Annotated in this window: 21 protein-coding genes; 7 read left to right on the forward strand and 14 right to left on the reverse strand. The window is 42.1% G+C overall.

Annotation, left to right across the window (positions count from 1 at the left end):
* Positions 1-199: 199 nt before the first annotated feature.
* Positions 200-841 (forward strand): cofactor assembly of complex C subunit B, encoded by a 642-nt coding sequence (locus NSTC731_RS10395; RefSeq protein WP_445630735.1) that lies wholly within the window; start codon positions 200-202, stop codon positions 839-841.
* Between the two features lie 200 nt (positions 842-1,041).
* Here NSTC731_RS10395 and NSTC731_RS10400 read toward each other — a convergent pair whose 3' ends face one another.
* A complete protein-coding gene (locus tag NSTC731_RS10400) occupies positions 1,042-1,956 on the reverse strand; it encodes a M48 family metallopeptidase (protein WP_445630736.1) in 915 nt (304 codons plus the stop codon).
* 155 nt (positions 1,957-2,111) lie between these two features.
* Between NSTC731_RS10400 and NSTC731_RS10405 the strand changes: the two genes are divergently transcribed.
* Positions 2,112-2,630, forward strand: coding sequence for a DUF456 domain-containing protein (locus tag NSTC731_RS10405; RefSeq protein ID WP_445630737.1), 519 nt, complete (start codon positions 2,112-2,114; stop codon positions 2,628-2,630).
* A gap of 548 nt (positions 2,631-3,178) precedes the next feature.
* Positions 3,179-3,859, forward strand: coding sequence for a PEP-CTERM sorting domain-containing protein (locus NSTC731_RS10410; RefSeq protein ID WP_445630738.1), 681 nt, complete (start codon positions 3,179-3,181; stop codon positions 3,857-3,859).
* Between the two features lie 265 nt (positions 3,860-4,124).
* Here NSTC731_RS10410 and nblB read toward each other — a convergent pair whose 3' ends face one another.
* From nblB to NSTC731_RS10445, 7 genes are all read right to left on the reverse strand, one after another.
* On the reverse strand, positions 4,125-4,790 hold the full coding sequence (gene nblB, locus NSTC731_RS10415; protein ID WP_445630739.1) for a phycobilisome degradation protein NblB: 666 nt from the start codon (positions 4,788-4,790) through the stop codon (positions 4,125-4,127).
* Positions 4,791-4,895: 105 nt separating this feature from the next.
* Positions 4,896-5,360, reverse strand: coding sequence for a CBS domain-containing protein (locus tag NSTC731_RS10420; RefSeq protein ID WP_322669771.1), 465 nt, complete (start codon positions 5,358-5,360; stop codon positions 4,896-4,898).
* Positions 5,361-5,853: 493 nt separating this feature from the next.
* Positions 5,854-6,270, reverse strand: coding sequence for an 8-oxo-dGTP diphosphatase MutT (gene mutT, locus NSTC731_RS10425; protein ID WP_445630740.1), 417 nt, complete (start codon positions 6,268-6,270; stop codon positions 5,854-5,856).
* 518 nt (positions 6,271-6,788) lie between these two features.
* Positions 6,789-7,133, reverse strand: coding sequence for a DUF760 domain-containing protein (locus NSTC731_RS10430; protein ID WP_322698271.1), 345 nt, complete (start codon positions 7,131-7,133; stop codon positions 6,789-6,791).
* Between the two features lie 237 nt (positions 7,134-7,370).
* Complete coding sequence (locus NSTC731_RS10435) at positions 7,371-8,327, reverse strand: RNA polymerase sigma factor, RpoD/SigA family (RefSeq protein WP_322686662.1); 957 nt, start codon at positions 8,325-8,327, stop codon at positions 7,371-7,373.
* A gap of 712 nt (positions 8,328-9,039) precedes the next feature.
* Entirely contained in the window at positions 9,040-12,297 is a 3,258-nt protein-coding gene (carB, locus tag NSTC731_RS10440) for a carbamoyl-phosphate synthase large subunit (RefSeq protein WP_445630741.1), read from the reverse strand.
* Positions 12,298-12,981: 684 nt separating this feature from the next.
* Positions 12,982-13,536 (reverse strand): Dps family protein, encoded by a 555-nt coding sequence (locus NSTC731_RS10445; RefSeq protein WP_445630742.1) that lies wholly within the window; start codon positions 13,534-13,536, stop codon positions 12,982-12,984.
* 455 nt (positions 13,537-13,991) lie between these two features.
* On the opposite strand from NSTC731_RS10445, the gene NSTC731_RS10450 reads away from it, so the two are divergent.
* The 3 genes from NSTC731_RS10450 to NSTC731_RS10460 all read left to right on the forward strand — a co-directional run bounded on the left by NSTC731_RS10450 (position 13,992) and on the right by NSTC731_RS10460 (position 15,695).
* Positions 13,992-14,249: an Asr1405/Asl0597 family protein gene (locus NSTC731_RS10450; protein WP_445630743.1), complete on the forward strand. Its 258-nt coding sequence runs from the start codon at positions 13,992-13,994 to the stop codon at positions 14,247-14,249.
* 63 nt (positions 14,250-14,312) lie between these two features.
* Entirely contained in the window at positions 14,313-14,981 is a 669-nt protein-coding gene (locus NSTC731_RS10455; protein ID WP_445630744.1) for a (2Fe-2S) ferredoxin domain-containing protein, read from the forward strand.
* Positions 14,982-15,329: 348 nt separating this feature from the next.
* Entirely contained in the window at positions 15,330-15,695 is a 366-nt protein-coding gene (locus NSTC731_RS10460; protein WP_445630745.1) for a hypothetical protein, read from the forward strand.
* A gap of 419 nt (positions 15,696-16,114) precedes the next feature.
* Here the strand turns inward: NSTC731_RS10460 and NSTC731_RS10465 are convergent, their stop codons facing one another.
* Positions 16,115-18,088, reverse strand: coding sequence for a hypothetical protein (locus tag NSTC731_RS10465; protein ID WP_445630746.1), 1,974 nt, complete (start codon positions 18,086-18,088; stop codon positions 16,115-16,117).
* An 871-nt stretch (positions 18,089-18,959) separates the two neighbouring features.
* Here NSTC731_RS10465 and NSTC731_RS10470 point away from each other — a divergent pair.
* The gene (locus NSTC731_RS10470; RefSeq protein WP_445630747.1) at positions 18,960-19,304 is read left to right on the forward strand and encodes a hypothetical protein; all 345 of its coding nucleotides are present in this window, start codon (positions 18,960-18,962) and stop codon (positions 19,302-19,304) included.
* Positions 19,305-19,562: 258 nt separating this feature from the next.
* On the opposite strand, the gene NSTC731_RS10475 is transcribed toward NSTC731_RS10470, so the two are convergent.
* The 5 genes from NSTC731_RS10475 to NSTC731_RS10495 form a co-directional block, all read right to left on the reverse strand.
* Positions 19,563-22,754, reverse strand: a complete 3,192-nt coding sequence (locus tag NSTC731_RS10475) for a tetratricopeptide repeat protein (protein ID WP_445630748.1) — start codon at positions 22,752-22,754, stop codon at positions 19,563-19,565.
* Between the two features lie 644 nt (positions 22,755-23,398).
* On the reverse strand, positions 23,399-23,872 hold the full coding sequence (locus NSTC731_RS10480) for a hypothetical protein (RefSeq protein WP_445632058.1): 474 nt from the start codon (positions 23,870-23,872) through the stop codon (positions 23,399-23,401).
* 115 nt (positions 23,873-23,987) lie between these two features.
* Positions 23,988-25,178 carry a Rid family detoxifying hydrolase gene (locus NSTC731_RS10485; RefSeq protein ID WP_445630749.1) on the reverse strand — a complete coding sequence of 397 codons (1,191 nt, stop codon included), beginning with the start codon at positions 25,176-25,178 and terminating at the stop codon, positions 23,988-23,990.
* 110 nt (positions 25,179-25,288) lie between these two features.
* Positions 25,289-25,720, reverse strand: a complete 432-nt coding sequence (locus tag NSTC731_RS10490; RefSeq protein WP_445630750.1) for an NUDIX domain-containing protein — start codon at positions 25,718-25,720, stop codon at positions 25,289-25,291.
* Between the two features lie 13 nt (positions 25,721-25,733).
* Positions 25,734-25,871 carry a hypothetical protein gene (locus NSTC731_RS10495; protein WP_445630751.1) on the reverse strand — a complete coding sequence of 46 codons (138 nt, stop codon included), beginning with the start codon at positions 25,869-25,871 and terminating at the stop codon, positions 25,734-25,736.
* Between the last annotated feature and the right edge of the window lie 44 nt (positions 25,872-25,915).

Genomic DNA, 25,915 nt, shown 5'->3' on the forward strand with positions numbered 1-25,915 from the left:
GAGATGAGGCAGGGGGCAGGGAGCAGGGGAGCAGGGAGACAAGGGGGACAAGAGGCAGGGGTGCAGGGAGCAGGGAGACAAGGGGGACAAGGGGGAATTATTGAACAAATCTCTCCCAAGTCTTCCCCCTCTTCCTTGTCTACCTTGTCTCTTTTCCATGCCCCATGCCCAATGACAAATGACAAATGACAAATGACAAATGACTAAACCCGATCCTAATCGAGTTTTGCGGCGTCTGCCCATTGTTGTGGGTGGGCTAGGCGCTGTACTTTTATTGATTAACCGTTTATTAACACCGGAATTAACCCAGTCTCAATCGCGTGGTGATGTAGTGGGCGTGATTTTGAGTGCGGTGTTAATTTTGACAGGTTTAATTTGGCAGCAAGTTCAGCCGCGATCGCCTGATACTGTAGAACTAATTGGAGAAGAAGGTTTTGTACTCGCACCAGATTTACCCGAAACCGTGAAAACAGAGCTAGCCTGGGCATCTCATTTATTGTTGACTAATACAGTAACGCGATCGCTTGTGGTTTTTTATCAAGGTAAAGTTTTGTTGCGTCGCGGGATTCTGGGTACTAAATCTGAAGTTGTGCCAGGAGTAATCTTAAAACAGGTACTCGAAAAACAAAAACCGATTTATCTAGTTGCTCTAAAAATATATCCAGGTAGGCTTGAATTTGATTATTTACCAGAAAATACTCAAGGTGTAATTTGTCAACCTATTGGCAACCAAGGTGCATTAATTTTGGGAGCGAATGCTCCTCGAAGTTACACCAAACAAGATGAAAACTGGATTGCAGGAATTGCTGATAAGTTAGCCGTTACTCTTAGTTCGATTTGATCCAACCAAGTAACCTAACCTAGAATTGGGCCGATCGTCTGTCAGAATAACTCGTAATTTGTAATTATTAACTCAAATTAACTTACTTCTATCTATAGTTAATTACGAATTACGAACTTGTACTGAGCGTCTTGCCCTGAGCGAAGTCGTTGGCACAGCCTCTCGTAGAGAAGGGAGCCGAAGTATTACGAATTATTAACTCACCAAGAAGTCAAAAAATTCCACCCTTCCTTTTCTTCTAGTGTCTTTGCTTCTTTTTCTTCTAGTTCTGCCGCTGTCTTTAAATTTGTCTGTTGAATTAAATTATCATAAGCTCCTGAATCAACCCATTTTAATAATTCGCCAGCCCGCATAACTATCCAAGAAAGCCCAGGCTCTGTATAGCTTAATATTTTAGTGACTTTATCCACGCTATCAAAGTTATTGGATGCAAACTCACGGGCTTGAACGAGGAAATCTTCAATTACAGCACTAGTCAAGTACTCATCTGGTAAACCCGCAAGTTTCATCAGTGTAGTAGTTGCTACGTCAATATCCTGACAAGCTAGCATTGCAGCCCGATCGGCAGTGAACCTAGCCATCATCCGCCAATTATACAAACCTAATTCCATTCCACCAGCTACCAAGCCACCAACTCCCAGTGTGGTACTGCTCAACAAATTTTTCAAAGTTGGCATAACAATTGCCATTTGGTGATAAACCATATGCTGACTCTTGATTCGAGCAACTTCGTGTCCGAAAACATAAAGCAATTCATCTACGCCAAGCCACTCCATTGCATCTAAATTGATACCGACAATGGGTTTTTCCACGCCAACAATGTAGCTTTGAATGTGACCTGTGCCTCGAAATAGATACAATTCAGCAAGTGGAGCAACATCAAGAATTTGGCAGGTTTCTACAAATGCTTGATGTAATTCGGGAAAATTACGGGGCGAAATTCTGATTTCACTACCAAGACTTTGCAATCTAAGTAGGCGATCGATACCGTATTCGTTAATTTTTTTGAGTAGTAGTGAGACACCGGGCATATTTTGTAAAGAAGCCAAGGCTTTGCGATCAAAGGGGTGTTCGTAGGCTTCCGAACTTAGTCCAGTTAATATTTTTCTCGTCATAGGTTTTGAGCTTTTTAATAGCAGTTTAGAAGCATTAGGCAAACTTACACCACAGTGTACTAGGCATTTTTCGCTATCTTACCCAGATAGAATAAACAGTAGGGGCGCACGGACGTGCGTCTTTATGAGAAAATTTGGAAATTTACAATTAATCTATGCAAATTATTTATTGGCTATTAGTTGCTGTAATGCTTGTGGGTATTATTGGTGCTGTAGTTCCAGCCATTCCTGGTAGCAGCTTAATTTTAATTGCAATTATTGTCTGGGGCATTGTTAGTAGTTCCTTTGCAGCTATCAAGATTCCACTAATTGTGACAATTATAGTTTTACTGCTCAGTGTCGGAGTAGATTTTTTAGCTAGCTATGTAGGAGCAAAACAAGCTGGAGCTAGCAAGTGGGGGCAAATTGGCGCAATTGTTGGTTTGGTGGTAGGATTTTTGGGATTATTGCCAACTTTACCTTTTGGGGGGCCATTGTTAGGAATTTTACTAGGCCCGCTTTTGGGAGCAATTATTGGTGAGTACCTTTACCGACGTGAATTTGGATTGGCGATTAAAGCAGGTATAGGAATTGTAGTTGGGTCTTTGGTTGGAAATTTGATTCAAGGGTTGTTAGCGATCGCCGCAGTTGTAGTTTTTGTTATAACAACCTGGCCACAGGTATATGGGTCTTAGCATTTAAAAAATCTGACAGATTTGAGAACAGAGATAATAGCTAGCAACTAGCTGTTTGTTACAAAGATTCAAAAAGACTATTTATAGTAAACAAATACAGCGGTTCCTCCCATTTCTTCTATGAGAGGAACCGTTTCACTAAATATTTAGTAACTAGAAAGATTATAAATACACTTCATACTCCATTTATCTAAAATAGAGTTTAGCCGCTAATAGTATTTTTATATATTATTATAAGTATATTTACGTAAATACTTTTTCTTGAAGCTGGAGCTATTGCCAATAATTTCAACCCTAGAGAGTAAGAGATATACGAAGCGCAGATATGTAAGAAATTAAAATTTTATGAAGACTATTTGTTAATTGAAGATGTGATGAAGACCACTCAGTAAATATTGCAGGTTCTAAGTCTATGTGATTTTATGGAGATAAGAAATACATCACGCAAGTTTAGCTTTCACTGACAGTATTTTAAATAGATTACTGATAGTAAAAGTCAAGCAATTAATTTCTCTGTTCCAGGTTATTATTAGGACTCTCAAACACTCATGATTAATTTTAAATCTAAATTAGTAAACGCGACTTTGGCTGCTAGTTTTGCAATCCCCTTGACTACCGCTGGGATTTTCACATCTGCTAGTTCGGCTCAAGCTGTAACCCTGAACGGGAGTATTGGTCTTAATGGTACATCTATCGTTCCTAGTGATGGAATCAATCCAGCTAAGACTACCATTAAATTTGTCGATGTTGATGGTGTTGACACTGATGGTGATTTTAAATTCTTCTCACCAAATTTAAACCCAGGCGCAGGTATTACCATTAACCCTCTAACTTTAACCAAGATAGCTAATCTACCATCAAGCGGAACAACCACAAAAGCTACATACTCTACAGGGGTTTACACTCCATTCATTAATTTCGGATCGCGAACCCTGGGTTCTACTACTGCACTTCTTACCTTTGATCTAGATGATTCTGTAGTTACCAGAATTCGGAAATCGGCTACTGACATTAATGACGTAATATTGGATGGGATTACAGGGAACTTTAATTTCAATGGAAAAACTATTGCGAGTGGCAATTTGGGTGCTTCTCTTTCTGGAGCTACAAGCACTTACCACTTAACTCTCGAAGCAGTTAGCGTTCCTGAGCCAACCACAATGCTAGGTTTAGGTTTAGTTGGTGCTGGCATGATTATGTCTCGTCGTCGCAAAAGTGTCATTCAATAGTCCTATCCTAAATATAAAAAAGTTACTTTTAATTGCTAAAAGTAACTCTAATTAATCTATTTCGATCTGGCTGGAATGCAAAATTCTCCCAACCAGGTCGAATTTTTTATACTGCCAGATAAATCTATATGAATGCTGAATTTTCTTAACCTTATACCAATTCAATTAATGATTGCAACACATTCTTGGATAAAGACACGATTCATCGCATCTCTACAAATGGTCTATTTGTCGCATTCTTTTTTCAAATTGGTATTAGATAGACTTAAACAGACTGCAAAGATTGTTTCGCTTCGCTTGCGATCGCTTCTACTTCATCATTAGCCAGAGTTTCTAATATAGATTTGGCTTCTGGATTACCCAAACGAGCCAAAGCTTGTACAAGTCTGTAACGAATTTGCCAATCTGGGTTGGTAGCATAGGGAGCCAAGAGAGGAATTGCTTGTACATCTCCCAAGTCACCCAAAGAACTAATAGCAGCAGTTTGGACTAACTCGTTTTCTGATGAGAGTGCCTCTTTGAGTAGTTCAAAGGCTCGCGGATCGCCCAACTCTCCTAATGTAGCAACTATACTGAATTGTATTAGCCATTCACTGGTTGTATGATAAAGCTGCTGTAAATCTTCAAAAGCTTCGCTTAACTTGAGAGCGCCCAAACAGTCTGCTGCTGCTGCTTGTACATCTACTTCGGAGTCATGAAGCAAGCGATCGCGCAAGATATCCAAGGATATCTGCAAATCTTGGGTTCCGAGTGTATCCATTTGACTCACTGCTGAGTAACGAACACGGGAATTGCGATCGCCAATAGCACTTTGAATTAATTCAAAGCCAACCGCAGGTTCCAATTCGCGGATTTGATTTACAGCACGTAAGCGATCGCCTAAATCCTCAGAACTGAGCAATTGCTTAACAGACTCCGGAGTAATACTCATTTAGTTATCCTTGATTTTCAAATGTATAAAAAAGACAGACGCGATGAATCGCGTCTCTACTTTTGGATTTTGTACAGACGCGATTCATCGCGTCTCTATTATTGGCTAATCTTGACTAGCAGCCATAGCCCGAATAACATCACCACGAGTCAGGATACCAATTACTTGACCTGTACTATCAAGTACTGGCAAGCGGTGAACGCTGCGATCGTGCATGATTGTAGCTGCTTCTTTTAAAGTTTTATCAGGGGAAATAGCGATCGGGTTTTTACTCATCACCTCCCCGACGGTTTGCCCTAGAGCCTTATGCAAATCACGGTCATACGTAGCAGGATTTTTTAAATAGATAACACTATCAAGAAACATAATGTACGCAGGTGGAGTAACACCAGTTTCTTGCCACATCAAATCTGTTTCCGAGATAATGCCTACCAATTTACCGAGATCGTCCACAACAGGTAGTCCGCTGATATGGCGTTCTGCGAGAATTTGGATAGCTTCCTTGAGTGGAGTTTCCTCCCGGACAACAATAGGATCGCGGCTCATCACATCGGCAACGGTTTTAGGCATTTATTTGCTGACACCTTAAATCAAAGTCCCTGCGCCTATTGTAGAAAATTGCGGGACTCAACCTGATGCAATTAATAGATTGTTACGGGATTGGTTATTTGTTATTTGTCATTTGTCATTTGTCACTTGTACTGAGCGAAGCCGTTGGCGTGGTCACTGAGCGTAGTCGTACCCCTCCGGGGAAGCAAGCTACGCGCAGCGTCTCGTAGAGAAGTGCAGCCTCTCCAAGAGTTGTATTTGTCATTTGTCATTGGGCACTTGTACTGAGCGTATCGCTAAAGCGAAAGCTCTGCTAACGCGTAGCGTCTTGTAGAGAAGCGTTGGCGTGGTCACTGAGCGTTGGTCATTGAGCGTAGCCGAAATGAGTCGAAGTGCAGCCTCTCCAAGAGTTGTATTGGGCATTGGTTATTGATTATTCTCCTCTGCTCCCCTGTTACTGAGCGCAGTCGTTGGCGTAGCCTCTCGTAGAGAAGTATGCTCCTCTGCTTCTTTCCTAGCCCTCAGTCCCTTTTAATGCAGCAATAATTTGAGTATTTGCTTTCGGAAAAGTAAAATGCTCCAGTTCTTCCAAACTTACCCAGCGAATTTCATCGGATTCTAAAGGTTGGGGGACACCTGTAAGATGGCGGCAATGATGTACTGTGAGGGTAACGCGCAAGTTTGTATAACTGTGGTCAATAGTAATCAGATGCTTTCCCACTTCAATTACTATTCCCAGTTCTTCAGAAATTTCCCGTTGAATACATTCTTGGATGGTTTCACCAGGCTCTATTTTACCACCAGGAAATTCCCACAAACCACCCATTGCTCCTTCTGGACGACGGCGGTCAATTAAAATTTGGTTTTGGTCATTCCAAATTACTGCAACACCAATGATTTTATGGGGTGGGAAAGAACTGATTTCACTCATAGTTGAATAGGGAGATAAGAGATACTAACTTCTAATAACAAAACTCGGCAGATTAGTTGTAACTCTGCCGAGTTTAGATTTATTGCAAAGGTCATTTGGCACTATTCCTTTATCCACAAATGTGCATTAATCATTTATAAATAAGCCTTTATCTAATATCGTGTCCGGTTAAAGACTTATTATTCAGACCGCAGAGACTTAGGGGGCAGGAATTTTTATGCTTTCTGCATAGGTTCGCAAGTTCTAACTAACTAGCCTGACATCATATAATTGATTGAATTAATCAAAAAATTACAGGAGTTCACAGAGAAGCGAAATCAAAGACTCCGCGTTCCTCTGCGTTGAAATTTCAACCTGAATTCGTCACTATTTGGATATTTTCAAAAAACTTAGCTGATGCATGATTGAGAATTAGCGGCAAAGATTTCGCAGAGACTTATTTTCAATTCGTATTGCCGTAACTATGACTAGCTCTTGACTAGCTATCAACCCAACAATATTGAATTTATTTTACATTTCTAGTCAATTTCGCTGTTGTCAGTTTCAGATCCTTGTAAAGCCATTTCAAAGTTCATTCTCTGTTCGGCATTACGTAAGAAATAACCACTAATCATCGCAGAAGCAAGAAGCCTACCTAGATTTTCCCGATTTGTGGTGACAGTAACACCAAAATGTTCTGAAGGTAGATTACCTAATAGTCCTGTAATATTCCGTTCCATCACCTGAAAGACTTCGGCAGACGTGGGTTTGGATAGCTGGGTAACTGTCTCTGGACTTAAGGATTTAACGTACTGCCATAGTAAATCGTTAGTTTCTGCTTCGCTATTAAAAAATTCTGAGACACGATTGGATGGGTTACTCATTTTTTAGCTCCTTAACTACCACTATTAGCTGCGGTGCTTGTGATTTGAATATTAAATGTTTGTTTTGGATTTGACTTAGTTATTTTGTCTTCCTGTCAACTAATGTAACAGCCTAGCGTCAGAGTGGAAGTAGGTGTAACCGTACCAAAGTCAGCGTATTTTCTCACCAATTGGTCAGTAGTCATTGGTCTTTAGTCTTTTGTTAATAACTAATGACAAATGACTAATGACAAATGACTAACTTGCCAAGTATTCATCCATGTTGGCTTTAGACTTGCGAAGTTTGCTTAAGGCTTCCCGTTCAATTTGTCGGACTCGTTCTCGACTGATGTTCAATATTTCACCAATTCTAGCCAGAGTCAGAGCTTGCCCATCAGTTAAGCCAAAGCGCAGTGTGATTACTTCCCTCTGTTGTGGCGTGAGATCGCCCATCAGACGATCTAAGTCATAAGATAGAGAAGATTGCATAACAAACTCTTCGGGAGAAGCGCCTGGATCTTCCAGCATTTCTCCGAGTTCGGTGTCGTAGTTATCACCCAGCCGCAAATCCAAGGAAAGAGGCAAACGCGCCTTTTCTAAATACTCTCGCACTTGTTTGGGCGTCAATTCTAATTCTTGAGCTAGCTCCCCAGCCGTAGGAGCGCGTCCCAACTTTTGAGACAATTGGCGCTGTGCCTTTTTAATCTTATTTAATTTTTCGGTAATATGGATCGGCAACCGAATGGTACGAGCTTTTTCAGCTATAGCACGAGTAATAGCTTGTCGAATCCACCAATAGGCATAAGTAGAAAATCTGTACCCTTTGGTGGGGTCAAACTTTTCTACGCCCCGTTGCATACCAATGCTACCTTCTTGGATCAAGTCCAATAAATCGACGTTGCGTTTGATGTATTTTTTGGCAACGGAGACTACCAGCCGCAAATTGGCTTCTACCATCTTACGCTTGGCAATCTCACCATCAGCGATCGCTTCGTTTAACTCTGCTGGTTCTAGGTTTGTTGCTTTGGCCCACTCTTCTAGAGTCGGTTGATAACCTAGCTGGGTGGCAAGAGATTCTCTTGATTCGTGCAAAGCGCAGGAACGTTGCACTTGTTTACCATAGAAAATCTCTTCCTCGTGGGTTAAAAGTGGCACGCGGCCAATCTCACGCAGGTAAGTCCGCACGAGGTCTGTGGCTGTCTGAGCGGTCTTCATGGCGCTACTCTTTGGTAATGATGGGGTTGGCGGTAGGGTCATTAAGGGATAGATGCTTTCTTTATTTATTAGGGTGCTACCCAGTCAGACTGGGAACCTGTGCTATGGTTTGCAACTTACGCGCCTGAGAAACTCGGCTGCTCATAATAATCAAATTTAGGCTTCTTAACTGCTAAAACTACAGTTATTTTCTATTTTTCACAAGTATCTACAGTTAGATAAAAAGTTGCTTTTTAAACATTTTTTATGAAACTCCTATTAACAATTGTAACATTTATGAGAAGATTTTGGCTAGATGGCGACATGAAATTTCCTGGTTATTCCAGTTCATCGAATGTTGGCCTCTATCTTAAGGCTGACTAAAAGTTAATTTAAGAAAATATCTAATTCAAATAATTTTCCTCATATTTGTTAAAGTATCTCAATGAGAACTATATTCATTCTCTTCTAACAATTGTTTAATTTTTCTGGGAATTGTAAATCGGGAATTGGGTATGGGGCATTGGGAGTGCTGAGTGCTGAGTGCTGTTAGCGGAAGCGGGGCGTTTAGCCCGTGCTGAGTTAGGAGTTAGGAGTAGAGACGCGATTAATCGCGTCTGTACAAGAGTTAGAAGTTAGGAGTTTTGTTTATCTCCTTGTCCGCTCACTCCCTCACTCCCTCACTCCCTCATCTCCCTGCTCCCCTGCTCCCTGCCCCCTGCCCCCCTACTTCTTAGAGAGGGCAATACTCTTGAATAGTTTTTACATCCAAAGTCGTATTTTGTAAGGAACGGATGGCGGCGACGGTAGCTTTTGCGCCGGCGATGGTAGTAATGATGGGAATTTTGTAAGCTAAAGCTGTGCGGCGGATTAACCTAGCATCAGTCTGGGCTTCTTCCCCGGAAGGTGTGTTGATAATAAGTTGGATTTTCTGGTTTTTGATCGCATCTAGGACGTGGGGACGACCTTCATGGAGTTTTAACACTAATTCAACATTTAACCCATGTTCCAGAAGAACTCGACGTGTACCAAGGGTAGCCATCACTGTAAAGCCCAAATCGATAAATTCTTTCACCACACCACTTGCAGCAGCTTTATCGCGATCGCTCATTGATACAAATACAGTTCCCGTTAGCGGTAAACGCTCCCCAGCACCCATCTCCGCTTTGGCAAAGGCACGGCCAAAGTCGCTATCAATCCCCATCACCTCACCAGTGGATCTCATTTCTGGGCCCAATATTGTATCAGTTCCTGGGAATTTATTAAAGGGCAATACAGCTTCTTTTACAGCAATATGTATAGGAATGACTTCCTCTGTAAAATTTAGCTCCTCTAAGGTTTTACCCGACATAATTAAGGATGCTAGTTTCGCTAGCTGTACGCCCGTAGCTTTAGATACAAATGGCACTGTGCGAGAAGCACGGGGATTGGCTTCTAAAATGTAAACTTGGGGAGAATAGCTGCTTGCACCGACAACGGCAAATTGAATATTCATCAACCCTACAACTGACAATGCTTGTGCTAGCTGTATCGTCCAAGTACGAATTTGATTGAGAACTGCTGGTGATAGGGAAATGGAAGGTAAGGAACAAGCAGAATCTCCTGAGTGAATTCCAGCTTGCTCAATGTGTTCCATAATACCACCAATTACCACTCTTCCTGTATGGTCGGCGATCGCATCGACATCGACTTCAATCGCGTTTTCCAAAAACTTATCAATTAAAATCGGATGTTCTGGTTCTACTAGTACCGCAAAGGTCATATAGCGTTCCAACTCAGCATCGGAATAAACGATTTCCATCGCCCGTCCCCCCAACACATAGCTGGGACGCACTACCACTGGATAACCAATGCGTTTAGCAACAATCAGCGCATCTTCGTAACTCCGCGCGATACCATTGGGCGGTTGGGAAATATTCAACTGTTGGAGAATCTTTTCAAACCGCTCCCGGTTTTCTGCCATATCGATGGAATCTGGCGATGTCCCCCAAATTTGAGTGCTGAGTCCTGAGTCTTGAGTGCTGAGAAACTGCTGGAGTGGGATAGCTAACTTTAGGGGGGTTTGTCCGCCAAACTGGATAATTACCCCGACTGGATTTTCAGTTTCGATGATGTTAAGAACATCTTCTTTTGTTAACGGCTCAAAGTAAAGGCGATCGCTGGTATCGTAATCTGTCGAAACTGTCTCTGGGTTAGAGTTAACCATAATCGTCTCATAGCCTGCATCCTTCAAAGCATAAGCGGCATGACAACAACAATAGTCAAACTCAATTCCTTGTCCAATGCGATTGGGACCACCACCCAAAATCAACACTTTTGGCTTGGTTGCAGGCATTACCTCTGTTTCTTCTTCGTAGGTAGAATAGTAGTAGGGGGTAAAGGCTTCAAACTCAGCCGCGCAGGTATCTACGGTTTTATAAACTGGGATAATTCCTAGTGACTTGCGGTAGGCGCGAACTTCATCTTCAGTGGTTTTGGTGGCATAGGCAATCTGGCGATCGCTATATCCGTCTCGCTTCACCTCATAAAGTTGCTCTTTTGTCAATTGCTGTAAAGTTGTCCGCTTCAGGAATTTTTCGATATCTAGGAGTTGCTGAAATTTATCTAGGAACCACGGGTCAATACCAGTCAGTTCATATATTTCCTCAGCACTAATTCCTAGTTGCAAGGCATGGCGCACGGAGAAAATGCGATCGGGGTTAGGTGTCCGCAGTTGGGCGCGAATTTGTTCGCCACTGGGTAATTTTTCGGCTCCATCGCAACCCCAACCAGCGCGTCCGGTTTCGAGCGATCGCAGTGCCTTTTGAAAGGATTCGTTGAATGTCCGCCCAATTGCCATCGCTTCCCCAACTGATTTCATTTGGGTTGTCAGCACTGGGTCGGAACCGGGGAATTTTTCAAAGGCGAAGCGGGGGATTTTTGTCACCACATAATCAATTGTCGGCTCAAAAGACGCGGGAGTTTTCTTGGTGATGTCATTTTTAATTTCATCCAAGGTGTAGCCCACAGCCAATTTTGCAGCCATTTTGGCGATGGGGAAACCCGTGGCTTTGGAAGACAAAGCTGAACTGCGGGAAACGCGCGGGTTCATCTCAATTACAACCACATCGCCATTCAGCGGATTGATGGCAAATTGAATATTAGAACCACCAGTTTCCACACCGATTTCGCGGATGATTTTAATTGCCATATCCCGCAGCCTTTGATATTCCTTATCAGTGAGGGTTTGCGCGGGAGCGACGGTAATTGAGTCTCCGGTGTGAATGCCCATCGGGTCAAGGTTTTCGATGGAGCAGATAATCACCACGTTATCTGCCAAGTCACGCATCACTTCGAGTTCATATTCTTTCCAGCCGAGTAAAGACTGGTCAATGAGAATTTGCGAAACAGGACTGGCATCTATACCTACTTGTGCCATTTCTTCAAATTCTTCTTGGTTGTAGGCAATGCCGCCGCCACTTCCACCCATTGTGAAAGCTGGACGAATAATTAGGGGATAACTACCAATTTGGCGAGCAACAGCTTTGGCTTCTTCTAAAGATTCGGCTGTGTCGCTAGGACACACAGCTACTCCGATCTTTGCCATTGCTTCACCAAACAGCTTTCGATCTTCAGCTTTTTCGATCGCTGGGAGTTTAGCGCCGATTAATTCAACGCTGTACTTTTCCAACACCCCATTTTTGGCTAAAGCAACAGCGATGTTGAGGGCGGTTTGTCCTCCCATCGTTGGTAAAAGAGCATCAGGGCGTTCTTTTTCGATGACTTTTTCGACCAATTCCGGTGTCAACGGCTCAATGTAAGTGCGATCGGCCGTTTCCGGATCGGTCATAATCGTTGCAGGGTTGGAGTTGACCAAAACCACTTCATAGCCTTCTTCTCGGAGCGCTTTGCAGGCTTGAGTGCCAGAGTAGTCAAACTCACAGGCTTGTCCGATCACAATTGGACCAGAACCTAACAGCAGAATCTTCTGGAGGTCGTCACGGCGGGGCATAGTCGTTGCCTTGGAATACGAAAATAGAAATCCTGATCATTTTAAGGGTCTTTACCCCCTCTGGTGCTTTTTATTATTAAGTTTTCTAAGTTTGATGACAGGAAGGAGGCAGAGGGGCAGGGGAGCAGCACTTCGGCTACGCTCAGTGAACGAGGGGCAGGTGGTCACTGAGCGTAGCCGAAGTGGGAGCAGGGGAGAAAAGAGACACGGGGACAAGGGGACAAGGAGATAAACAAAACTCTTAACTCCTAACTCAGCACGGGCTAAACGCCCCGCTTCCGCTAACAGCACTTAGCACTCTTAACTCCTAACTCCTAACTCAGCACTCTTAACGCCCAATTATTATTTTGTATTTTTAATTTTATTTAATTATGATGCTCAAATTTCTAAAGATTTTGCGAATCTTTATTATTTAATCTGATGAATTTTGTGATAAACGATCGTTTATTTTGGTATATATCTGTCTGCTTATTTATGCACAAATAGATTATTTAGATAAAAATTTATTTTAACTAGCTAATTGCTAAATATTTTCAACGTTAAATATTATATAAATATGTTTACTTAAATTAAAAATGGCAGAGAATAGGGATACTATTCTCTGCCATTTTTTATCTTATTTTAATAGTTGGTGCTGCCAAGTTTTTTTTCAGTCTAGGTAGACAAATCTAGATTATGAGAATTTTAGCTTTGAGCTGCTTGGACAAACCCTAAAGTTAAGCTGTCTTTGGCAAGGAAGTGAGATAAATGATAGGCACGTTCCTCAGTTTTCAACAAAATCTTTTCGTACAGATAGCGTGTGCCCCGATCGCCTAAACTCTCTGCCTGAGCAGCTTGGCGGCGAATTACGCCAATGATTGCTTGTTCGGCAGCTAGATCGTTTTCCACCATTTGGCGAGAGGAATATACGCCTTCAGATTCTTGCTCAAAACAGGTTAATTCTGCTAGTTTGCTGAAGGTAGCTACTGGTACACCACCCAGTCCATCTAAACGTTCTCCAATTTCATGAACGTGGTCTTGTACTTCGTTGTAGCTTTCGTTAAAAAACTCATGCAGAGAGTAAAATTCTGAGCCTTCAACTACAAAATGATGCTTTTGGTACTGCAAGTACAGTGCCTGGAAACTAGCTAATATAACGTTAAATCCTTCTGTAACTGGAGCAGTTACACTGCGATCCAGCAATACAGGATTGTCATATACATGACCAAAATTCCGTAACAAAGTTTGCGTTTCAGACATTGTTCTCCTCGCTATTTAGCAATTATAGATTTTAACTGCTTATTCTTTACATATTAACATTTTCACAATCAGAGCAAGCCAATTTGCCATTACAAGATTTTGTATTTTTGTTTACTAAAATTCTTAAGTTTATTGTTTGCTGGATTATGGCACGCTCATCGAGTTGTGTATCTTTCTCATTACTATTGACATGAACAGTTAAGTGTGTATACCTCCTGAGGGGAGTGAGGGGAGATAAAGGAGTAAATGCCTTCTCGTCCTAATACTCCTTGTCATTTACCGGATCTCTCTCATGGGATGATTGCAAGAATTTTATTTTTTTTGCAAAATTAATGAGAATTGTTTGCACTTAAGGTATGCTGGTTTTAAGAGGCTAGATTACTAAGATTTTCAAAAAGCAGGAAGTTAAATGGCCGTAGTTACTACAAGTTTGTTGCACTTTGAGGGCAATTCTCTTGAAATCGTATAGTTCAGAAATAGAAATAAACCACCTTGTAGAGGTGAATTGGGTAGACCGCTGGCAAGTCTATCAACGCTTAGAGGAGTTAGACATTCCTTGTATTTGTGCGGCTAACCAGCCATTAAAAGTTGAAATTAGCAATCCGACTGCGGCTGTTCAACTTTGGAGTGTAGTACGGCGATTTACAGCCTCTCGTCAAGACCAAATTTGGACTCTTGAGTGTTGCTGGAAAAGTCGTTATCAACAGTTCTAATTTTTTGCTACTGCTGAGAATATCTCGCTTGACAGCTTGTATTAGTTAAAAGGAGGTTAAAAAATGGGTGCATCTCACAATCTGGAAGTATCAAAATTTTGCCTTGAGGGCAGATTTATAGATTTTGTTATAAAAGACGGCTATAAGCTGAAAGGTTTACTGCTAAGTACTCATGAGGGTGAATGCTACGTTAAACTCGCTAAACACTTACGGGCTGCTTTTGATTTGCGGCTACCAGCAGGTACTTGGCTACAAGTTGTTGGTTATAAAGAATACGATATAAAAAAAGACAAAGTTACACTCAAAGCTGAACGTGTGATGGCGGCGCGTTCTGAAACGGCAACAATTCAAACGATCGCACCAATCCAAGAACCCCCATCTATTGATAATGTCAAGGTAAAACCAGCTAAGACTAAGGCCACGATTTTGGTGTGTCAAAAGTCTGATTGTATGAAACGCGGTGGTAAAGCAGTTTGTCAGGCGTTGGAGGCAGCTTTAAGCGATCGCGGTTTAGAAGACCAAGTTACAATCAAGGGCACTGGTTGTATGAAGAACTGTAAAGCCGGGCCGAATTTAGTAATGCCAGATAAAACCCGCCATAGCCGAATTCAAGCTGCACAGGTTCCAGCCTTGATGAATCAGCATTTTGGCGACAAAAATTTATCAGCACAGCCTGAGAATTTAAGGGAAGTAGCGATATCTAATGGCAAACTTTGGGGAAGTAGTTCATAAAATCTTGACATTTCGATGAGAAAGCTTAATAATATCTTCTCAAGTGTGTTCCGTTAATACTCGGCCGTAAAGCCCGCTAGAAGTTTGCAATCAAATCAAAAAACTGGCTTTAATTAAGGCCAGTTTTTTGAATGAAAAGGATTTTTATTAAGCAATTTTTGACTGGGATGCTTCGATAATTTAAAAAGATTCAAGGGAATGTGGTTGATTGATGAATACGTAGACGCACTGAGGCTTGTTGTTAGACATCGCTTACAGTGGAAGCGTCAATCATCAATGACTTAAAAGCAAATGCCACACACCCCGCAGTGGATATACATCGTTTTTTTCCCACTTAGCACGATAGTCATGATTTTTGTATTCCGTCATGACTGGAATCGCCTTGCTAAACTCTACAGCACCCAAGAAGCGCCGCCACAAAACTTCTCTCGAATGCAAAGCGGTTCTGTGGGTTTGGCGTATTACAAAGGAACTTTAAACGTTGGTACGAATTCTCAAGGGATTTATTTGAGTATTTTCCCGTTGTTTAGCTTTGGACTTACGCCGTTGTTGATTCCCTGGAGTGCCATTAGGAAAATTGAACCTGCTAACGAACTATTTATTGAGCGTTTTCGTTTGTATGTTAGTTCGCCAAAAGTCAAACTGATTTTAAGTAAAGATATTTTGGAACCAGCTAAAGAATTTTTAGCCACACAGGGATTTGAGTGGATTTAGACAAATCGCGTTTTTAGGGAACTCCAAAAAATAAATTGTCCAATTTTTGGAATCAAAACAACTTTTCCTCCCCCTGCCCCCTGCCCCCTGCCCCCTGCCCCCTCTGCCCTAAAAGCGATGGAATATTTTTTTATTTGGAAATCCCTTAGCTGGCTGATATCATTTTGAATTTTAAATTTTGGATTGTGTTTCTTACGGTGAAGCAAGCTATGCGTAGTGTCTCATTTAGATACAGAATTAGATTGAGCGATCGCAACACTTTTTCATGAGAAAGGAAAAACCGCTTCATATTTTTGTGTAATTGCGTTCAGCCGCCAGTCTCTCGAATGCAACTTAGCTGAGATATTGCGCTTACCCGTTTCTGTGCCAGAGGTGGAAATCCCAGGCTCATAATGTAAGTCCACTCAAATGGACTTGCATTATGAGAGAGGAAATTGATTAGCAGTTTGTTGTTGGGATTTGTGGGTTTCTTGCAGAGTAGGTTGCAAATTACATGACTTCGTTAGACAAAACAGCAACATCTGTCGGATGGATGTAGCTTGCAGATGGTCAGGGAAGAGAATTAAAAAGTTATTGAGGTCTTGGATAGCTTTACCAATAGATTCTGAAGAAGCACCCTCTGATAAGGCATGGCGATATAAGCGGTTTGCTTGTTGAGTGTATTGAGCAGCCAAATAGTAAAGGGCTAAATTAAAGGTATTACTCCAGTCTTTGGGATCTTTTTGACAATGCTCTGTAGCAAGCTTGATAGCAGGCACTATCACAGCCCGTGCTTTGTCTGATTGTTTAAGAGCTAAGTAGACTAAAGCACGATTATACACAGCATCTTCATAACGTTTTTCCTCATAAGCTTTTAACCCATTTACTAATTGCTTACCCCAACGTTGAACTTCAGCAGAATCCGCATCTTTACCAGCCTGAAGCATGATTTTTGCATATTGTTGAGCAAAAGTGGGTTGATTTTTGACCAGAGCAAGAAATTCATTAAGAGCTAGAAGTAAATTCTTTTGCGGTGACTGACATAATTTATGGTAAAAAACATTTAATGTGTGACTTTGCCAGCTAGGATCGCGCTGTTTCTGATCTTCCTCCAATTGCAAATCGTTTCGCAGGTTGTCATAATATTGAGCCAACTTACCATGTATATCAGCCCAACTCTGCGGTGATGAAAGGCGTTTGTGGCATAACATTTGGGCTTTGACGACATCATGATAAACCCAGCCGTTGCTACGTTCGTTGATAAAAGATGTTTCTTTGAGCCAAGTAAATAGCTCATCAGCTTCTTCTTCTGTTCTTAACTTGGCTATAACATCCCGGTTCAAGCACCGAGGAATGGCAGCATCAAGCACCACTTGTCGCCGTTTGGGATCGTCAATCCATCTTAAAAAGCTTTTTACAGCACTGCTGCTAGGCTCAATTATCTGGTTGGGGTGATTGGGATGAGCATCTGCTAACATTTCCATTAGCAGGGGTAAGTTTCCAGAAACGTTTAAAATTACTTCAACAATCCGACTGTCCGTAATGCCTTTGTGAGTTAGATATTGTTTGGCTTCTTCTTCTGTAAACGGTTCTAGAGGCAAACGAGCTATTAATCCTTCGTAGGATGCCCAGTCATTTTTATCTAATTCTTGCCGACTGGCAACAATCATTAATATATTGGCAGATACTTTACCGTGTTGATTCTCAAAAATTTCCCGTAGCCAGTTCTCTAGGAATTCTGCGGTGCGTTCTGAGGTATCGAAAAACAGGATAACAGTAGTTTTATCAGCAATTTTAGAAATATCTTGCAAAAATAGCGGGGTCAGAACTTCTTTAGGTTCTTTAACTAAATGCACCTCATCTTTATTGGTTATTTTCTTAGCAACATAAGATGCCCATTCTCCGGCTTGGGTGGCTAAAGCATCTTCATCTACAAAGTCAAATACAGCGCCGCCAACGGGAACTTGACGCGCCAGATGCACACCAGTTTTTACCATAGTTTTCCCAACAAAAGCGGAAAAACCTTGAGGAGCATCTGGATCTGTTTCTAATTCTTGGCACTTTTGGCAGTAGACTTTGTAGCGATCGCTAAACTGCGTTAGTTTGTAACCTTGCTGTTCTAACTCCTCAGCTATATGACCCATGACCTCTGGTATAGTTTTTTCAGCTTCATCAATGCAAGCCGAAATCATTTTTGCTTCATCAGCAATTTTCCGAAACTGCCGCAGCAAGGTAGTTTTACCAACTCCGCCTTGACCACAAACGTTAAACAGAAAACAATGGCGATCGTCTTCTAGGGGTAATGTTAAATTTTGGCGAAATCGGTTTATTTGGTCTTCACGACCGACAAAATTTGATTGTTGACGTTGTTTAACAATATCTTGTAAACTCTTGGGCTTGTCTTGGGTATTCATAACAAGATTTAATTTTGAGGCGTTAATGTCTATAAACAGAACTACCAAATATACAAAGTGTATTTCGGAGTTTACTAAACTTTTTCGAGATAATTTTTATGTGTTGACCTTCTGAGGCTCAATGTTGACCTTCTGAGGCTCGACGTTGACCTTCTGAGGCTCGACATTGACCTTTTGAGGCTCAAAAATGCCCAGGTTGACGAGTTTCGATTACTTCGACTTCGCTCAGTACAAGTTTGCTCAACTCTCGATCCCTTAGTTGGTTGAGCGTAACCCTCCGGGGAAGCAAGCTACGCGTAGTGTCTCGCAGAGAAGTCGAAACCAACGGCGGCAGTAGATTTATTAACGGAAATTGCCTTATAGAACCCATTTGACATCTTTTACTATCTTGAAGATTTTATTACTGGGAAGGGCCTAAGAGGATGTTTGAAAAATCCTCTTCTTGGTAGCAAAACGTTCTAGATCCTCCTAAATCCCCCTTAAAAAGGGGGACTTTGAAAGGTTTTGCCCCCCTTTTTAAGGGGGGTTGGGGGGATCAATAAGTGCCTAAAATCACAGCCAACCACTTTTCAAACAACCTCTAAGGGCACTCTACTGCCGAGGCAAGGTCGGATCAAGTTATGCGGAAACTTCTCAACGTCTCCCCTCTATCAGGTTTCTGCGATGCGATCTGCTTTGCAGCAACGCTTCGCGATCGCTTTGGGCCCCTACTCATCCCTACTCAATCTTCCAATTAGGCGTATAACCAGAAGTAACTTGGCTATACATTTGCAAGACCGATGCAGAAATACGTCTTGAGAGTTTTGCGATCGCCCATAGCGCTCTTGTAAAATCATTTTCAATTGTTGAGAATTCGCCCAGGAAAAAGTTTATGGCAAATAAGTCCGGTCAAGACCCCTCGGAAATCCCAATGGCAACGGTTGATGAAGAACGAAAAGGCGCAACTTTCAGCGGTACGGTCATCCTTGGTATAGATCCTGAGGGTGGGGAAGTCGTTTTCTTTAGAGACTTTTTAATTGAAGATTATAAAGGCGAACTTACCGCAAATCTTGCAACAGATGGCGATATAACCAAAAGCATTGATTTAGGCGAACTCGATCATAAAAGCCCCAGTTTTAAGCTGCCAATTCCGCTGGGAACGGATACATTACCCTACAATACAGTCGTGTTGAGCGACAAAAAAAGCAAGAAAAAAATCCTGACGATCAATCTATAAAATTTGTAACTTAGCTCGTAGTTCAGCCAAATTCGATTGCCCTCCTGTATATATCTCAAATGGGTTCTATACCATTTCACTTTAATAATGATACAAATATGCTGGTAAGGGCATGGCAATGCCATGCCCCTACAAGAAATCTATATGTATCAGAATTTTCGTGAATTGGTATTAGCGATCGCCTACAGCTTCTCATGAGAAAGGTACTGTTGTAAAAGCGTAGGTATCGCTTAATATTTCTAGTAGAAATTACATGACCTAAGTTAGAGAAGACTGCAACAACTGTCGCATGGATGTAGCTTGCAGATGGTCAGGGAAGACAGTTAAAAAGTTATTTAGGTCTTGCATAGCTCCACCAATAGATTCTGAGGAAACACCTTTAGATAAGGCATAGCGATATAACCGCTCTGCTGGTTGAGTATAATTAGCAGCCAAGTAGTAAAGGGCTAAATTAAAAGCATTAAACCAGTCTTTAGTATCTTTTTCGTAATTCTGTTTAGCAAGCTTGATGGCAAGCACTAGGTCAGTTCGTGCTTTGTCTGGTTGGTTAAGGACTAGGTAGGCTAAAGCACGATTATACAAATACCAATTACTGTCAGAATCTAAATCAATAGCGCGGTTGAAATTTGCAAGAGCCTCATTATACAGTTTAAGCATTAGATAAGTTTCACCGCGACTTGCGATCGCCCAGTCAAGTTTAGGGTCAAGTTCAATGGCGCGGTCAAAGTCTTGTAGAGCTTCCGTATATTGCTCCATTGAGTGGTAAGTTTCACCGCGACTTGCGATCGCCCAGTCAAGTTTAGGGTCAAGTTCAATGGCGCGGTTAAAGTCTTGTAGAGCTTTCGTGTATTGCTTTATTAAGCGGTAAGTTTCACCGCGACTTGCGATCGCCCGGGCAGATTTGGGGTCAAGTTCAATGGCGCGGTTAAAGTCTTGTAGAGCTTTCGTGTATTGCTTTATTAAGCGGTAAGTTTCACCGCGACTTGCGATCGCCCAGTCAAGTTTAGGGTCAAGTTCAATGGCGCGGTTAAAGTCTTGTAGAGCTTTCGTGTATTGCTTTATTAAGCGGTAAGTTTCACCGCGACTTGCGATCGCCCGGGCAGATTTGGGGTCAAGTTCAATGGCGCGGTCAAAGTCTTGTAGAGCTTCCGTGTATTGCTCCATTAAGCGGTAAGTTTCACCGCGACTTGCGATCGCCCAGTCAAGTTTAGGGTCAAGTTCAATGGCGCGGTCAAAGTCTTGTAGAGCTTCTGTGTATTGGTTCATTGAGCGGTAAGTTTCACCGCGAAGTGCGAGCGCTGTGTCTGATTTGGAGTCAAGTTCAAGAGCGCGGTTAAAATCTTGCAGGGCTTCTGAGTAACGCTCCAATTGGTAGTAAATTTCACCGCGACGTGCAATGATCGCCCCGTTGAGCTTGGAGTCAAGTTCAAGAGCGCGGTCAAAATCTTGTAGGGCTTCTGAGTAACGCTCCAATTGGTAGTAAATTTCACCGCGAAGTGCAATCATCCACTTGTATTTGGGATTGAGCTTAATAGTGTGGTCAAAATCTTGTAGCGCTTCAGAGTAACGCTCCATTAAAAAGTAATTTATACCGCGGAATGCGAACACCGTGTCAGATTCGGGATTGGGATTGAGTTTAATAGCGCGGTCAAAATCTTGTAGCGCTTCAGAATAACGCTCCATTAAAAAGTAAGTTATACCGCGACTGGCGATCGCCCACTCGTAATTCAAGTCAAGTTCAATGGCGCGGTTTAAGTCTTGCAGTGCTTCCTCATAACGCTTCATTAAGTGATAAGTTCTACCGCGCCAACCTAGAGCAATAGGTTGCCATTGTATCTGAATGCTGGGATTCTGTAAGATTGCGGTAAACATTTCAACCGTGACTTGATAACGGTCTTCTTTATAAGCTTTTAACCCATTAGTTAGTTGTTCACCCCACCGCTTAACTTCAGCAGAATCAGCATCTTTACCAGCCTGAAGCATCGTTTCTGCCAATTGTTGGGCAAATTTACGTTGATTTTTGAGTGCAACGAGAAATTCATTGAGAGCTAGAGATAAACTCTTTTGTGGTGACTGACATAAGCTGTGGTACAACACATTTAAAGTGTGACTTTGCCAGCTAGGATCGCGCTGTTTCTTCTCTTCTTCTAATTGCAGATCGTTCCGCAGGGTGTCGTAGTAATTTGCCAGCTTGCCATGTATCTCAGCCCAACCTTGCGGTGATGATAGGCGCTTGTGGCGTAACATTAGCATTTTGACGACATCGTGATAAGCCCAGCCGTCAGTACGTTCGTTGACAAAGGATATTTCTTTTAGCCAAGTAAATAGCTCATCAGCTTCTTGTTCTCCTTTCAACTGAGCGATAATATCCCGATTCAAGCTCCGAGCAATGGCAGCATCAAGAGCTACTTGTCGCCGTTTGGGGTCATCAACCCATTTTAAAAAGCGTTCTACAGCACTGCTGCTAGGCTCAATTATTTGGTTAGGGTTATTTTGATAAGCGTCTGTTAGCATTCCCACTAGCAAGGGCAAGTTTCCAGAAAGGCGTAAAATCTCTTCAACATGCTTATTGTTAGTGATGCCTTTGCGAGTGAGATATTTTTGGGCTTCTTCTTCTGTAAAGGGTTCTAGAGGAAAACTAACTATTAACCCGTCGTTGCCTGTCCAAAGATTTTTATCTAATTCCTGCCGACCAGCAATAGTTATTAATATATTGAAAGATACTTCACCGTGGCGACCCTCCAGAATTTCTCGTAACCAGTTATCTAAGAATTCCCCGGTGCGTTCATAAGTATCAAAAAACAAAGCAATAGCAGTTTTCTCACAAATTTTAAAAATATCTTGTAAAAATAGTGGGGTCAGGACTTCCACAGGTTCTTGAATTAAGCGTACCTCATCTTTATTTGTGATTTTTTTTGCAACATAAGATGCCCATTCTCCGGCTTGGGTAGCCAAAGCATCCTCATCTACAAAGTCAAATACAGCACCGCCAACAGGAACTTGACGCGCCAGACGCACACCAGTTTTAACTATAGTTTTGCCTACAAAAGCCGAAAAACCTTGAGGAGCATCTGGATCGGTTTCTAATTCTTGGCGCTTCTGACGGTAAACTTTGTAGCGTTCGGTAAACTGCGGCAATTTGTGACCTTGCCGTTCCAAGTCTTCAGCTAGACGACCCATCACTTCTGGTACAGTTTTCTCGGCTTCATCTATATAAGCCGTAATATTTTTTGCTTGTTCAGCAATTTTGCGAAACTGTCGTATAAGTGTGCTTTTACCAACCCCGCCTTCACCCCAAATGTTATACAAAAAACGACGGCGATCGTCTTCTGGAGGTAATGTTAAATTTTGGCGGAATTGGTTTACTTGGTCTTCACGACCCACAAAACCTGATTGCTGGCGCTGCTTACGAATATCTTGTAGACTCTTGGGCTTGTTTTGTGGGTTCATTACAAGATTTAATTTTGAGGTGCTAATGCCTACAGAATAACTACTAAATATACAAAGTGTATTTCGTAATTTATTAAATTTTTTTAGGTAATTTTTATGAGTTGACCTTCTGAGGCTCAATGTTGACCTTCTGAGGCTCAACGTTGACCTTCTGAGGCTCGACGTTGACCTTCTGAGGCTCGACGTTGACCTTCTGAGGCTCAATGTTGACCTTCTGAGGCTCGACGTTGACCTTCTGAGGCTCAATGTTGACCTTCTGAGGCTCGACGTTGACCTTCTGAGGCTCGACGTTGACCTTCTGAGGCTCGACGTTGACCTTCTGAGGCTCAAAAATGCCTTGGCGAATTAGCGCTTATCGGTGGAGTCTAATATAGACCTAACCCCCAGCCCCTTCCCTACAAGGGAAGGGGAGTAAGATTTAAAGCCTCTCCCCTTGTATGGGAGAGGTTTGGAGAGAGGTCAAAGTGTATTTTAGATTAATGAGATGCACTATAGAAATCGCGGCTACACGAGACTTTACCCACCTGCGTGGGTTTCAAAAATCTTTGAATTCAAGACGCAAAAAGGGCATAACAATGTTATGCCCCTACAAATGACGTGTATTTTACCAAGTTAACAACTGGTATAATTGCCTGTTTCAAGTTTTAGCTAACTGGTACTTCGGATTGCTTCTTCTTAGAACGGCGGTTAAACCTGCGTCCCATCTCATCAATTACTGCATCTAAACCTGCGACATCACCGCTAGCTTTGGCGTAGCTATAAACTGCTAATGCTGCTGCATACGCTTCACTAGCAGCAGTTATACAGGTATCATCCACCAATTCTTGCAGTTGCGTTAGAGACAACAGCACCGGATACAAGTCCTCATATATTTCCAAGTCCCGGCGCATTTCTTCTAAATCAAAGTAACGAGGCAAAAAGTTAGGGTTTTGTGTTGCCACTTGTAAGGCTTTGCTGACAAAAGCCCGACTTTTATCTCCCATCTTCAGCATTGTTCGCCGATCTTCAGGGGTCAAATCAACCAAAAACGGTAACTTTTCTCTAATTGTAGCGATCGCCTGCATGACTGCTTCTTTGTCTGCTGGGTCTAGGCTGGCACTGATACGATTTTCTGCCATTTTTAATACTCCTCTAGGGTACTTAATTTCAGTATTCCCAAAGTTGTAAAGGCGATCGCATTCATCAGAAGCGAACACTCAAAAATACTTACAATTGTCAATTGTTCTATTTTTCCTAACCGCCAATCACAGCGATCGCATCAATCTCTACCAACACATCTTTCGGTAAGCGCGATACTTGCACACAAGCCCGCGCTGGAGCTGTATCTTCCGGGAAATATTTAGCATAAACGGCATTCACCGCCGCGAAATCATTCATATCAGCTAAAAATACAGTGGTTTTCACCACATCTTGAAAAGTCGCACCGGCTGCTGTGAGGATGGCTTCAAGATTAGCTAATACCTGCTCAGTTTGTTTTTTGACATCATCAGTGTAGACGACATCACCAAGGCGGGGATCGATAGCAATTTGTCCAGCGATAAATACAAATTGACCTGAAGCTGCGATCGCTTGATTATAAGGGCCGACTGGTGCGGGTGCGTTATCAGTATTAATTACTTTACGGGTCATAGATATTACTTTCTCTAGCGATGTTTCCTGTTTATCGATTTCTACCTGAGAAGCGATCGGTCTGTAGACTTCTCCATCTGGCATTATCGCACCAGTCAGGTCTGCATCTTGAAGATTGGCACCGTAAATGTTAGCTCCAGTTAGGTCAGCTTTTCTAAGATTTGCTCCGTTCAAATTTGCTTTCATTAAATCCGCTTGTTGTAAATCCGCTCTCTCTAAATTTGCCCCTTTTAGACAGGCTTTTCTGAAATTTACGCCTCTAAGATTTGCTGCACCTAGATCAGCCTCAGCCATATTCATCCCAGACAAATTCTTTTGAGATAAATTAACACCCCGAATTTTGGCTCCCTGCAAATTGGTATCTCTGAAATGTACTTGAATTAGGTTTACTTGGCTCAAATCAGCTTCAAAAAAGTTAGCGCCACTTAAAATTGCACCACTAAGGTTAGCTCTCACGAGATTTGTTTTTTTGAAAGAAGCTTCAGTTAAATTGGCAGAATTTAGGGTAGCATCACTCAAATTGGCATTATCTAGGTCTGCCCAACTCAAATTTAAACTAGAACTTTCCACCAAACCACTTAAGTTTGCGCTTGTCAGAGATGCCCTGGTGAGATTTGTACTTTTAAGACATGCCTTACTAAGGTTGGTATTATTTAAATCCGCTCCCGTCAAATCTGCACTTGTTAGGTCTATCTCACTCAGATTTGCACCTTTGAGGTCTACCCCTCTGAGATTTATTGAATCAAACTTTCGTTTACCCTTTGCATATTGTTTTAAAAGTTCCTCAGCGTCCATAATGCACCTTTGAATACCACTGACACAGTATAATCACAAAAATTTTGTGTCACAGGTATTCCTCTCCCCTCTTCTCTGCGTGACCTCTGCGCCTCTGCGGTTCGTCCTTCTTACCCCAACCTCGGACGTATCCCATAATGCCGATATCGCCAATAATCGCGCAGAATGCGATCGTGGTCAAAACATAAATTACCAGGGACACGCCAATACTCAAAAATGCCTACGCCCTTAGCATCATCTCCAGCCTTTGGTTCCCCCGTAGCTGTCGCCAAAAACACAATGCTAATCGTATGCTGACGCGGATCGCGATTTGGGTCAGAATATACCAGTAATTGTTCAACTAATTCTACCTGTAAACCCGTCTCTTCCTGAGCTTCGCGCCGGGCCGCCACTTCCACCGCTTCGCCATAATCTACAAAACCACCAGGAATAGCCCAACCTAAAGGTAGATTATGTCTTTCAATTAACACTATTGGCCGATGAGGTCGATCTACTAGTTCAATAATGATATCAACTGTCGGTGTAGGATTTCGGTAAGTCATACAATTTTGGATTTTAGATTTTGGATTTTGGATTAATTAGGTGAGCATTGGGCATTAACCAAGAACAAATGACAAATGACAAATGACAAATGACTTTCCCCTGCAAATACCGTTCCGTGATAAATTCGATGCGATCGCCTAGCGTTTCCATCAGACAATTGCTCCCTCTCATAATTCTCATAATTCAGGTTACTT

The sequence above is a fragment of the Nostoc sp. DSM 114167 genome (assembly GCF_052692655.1).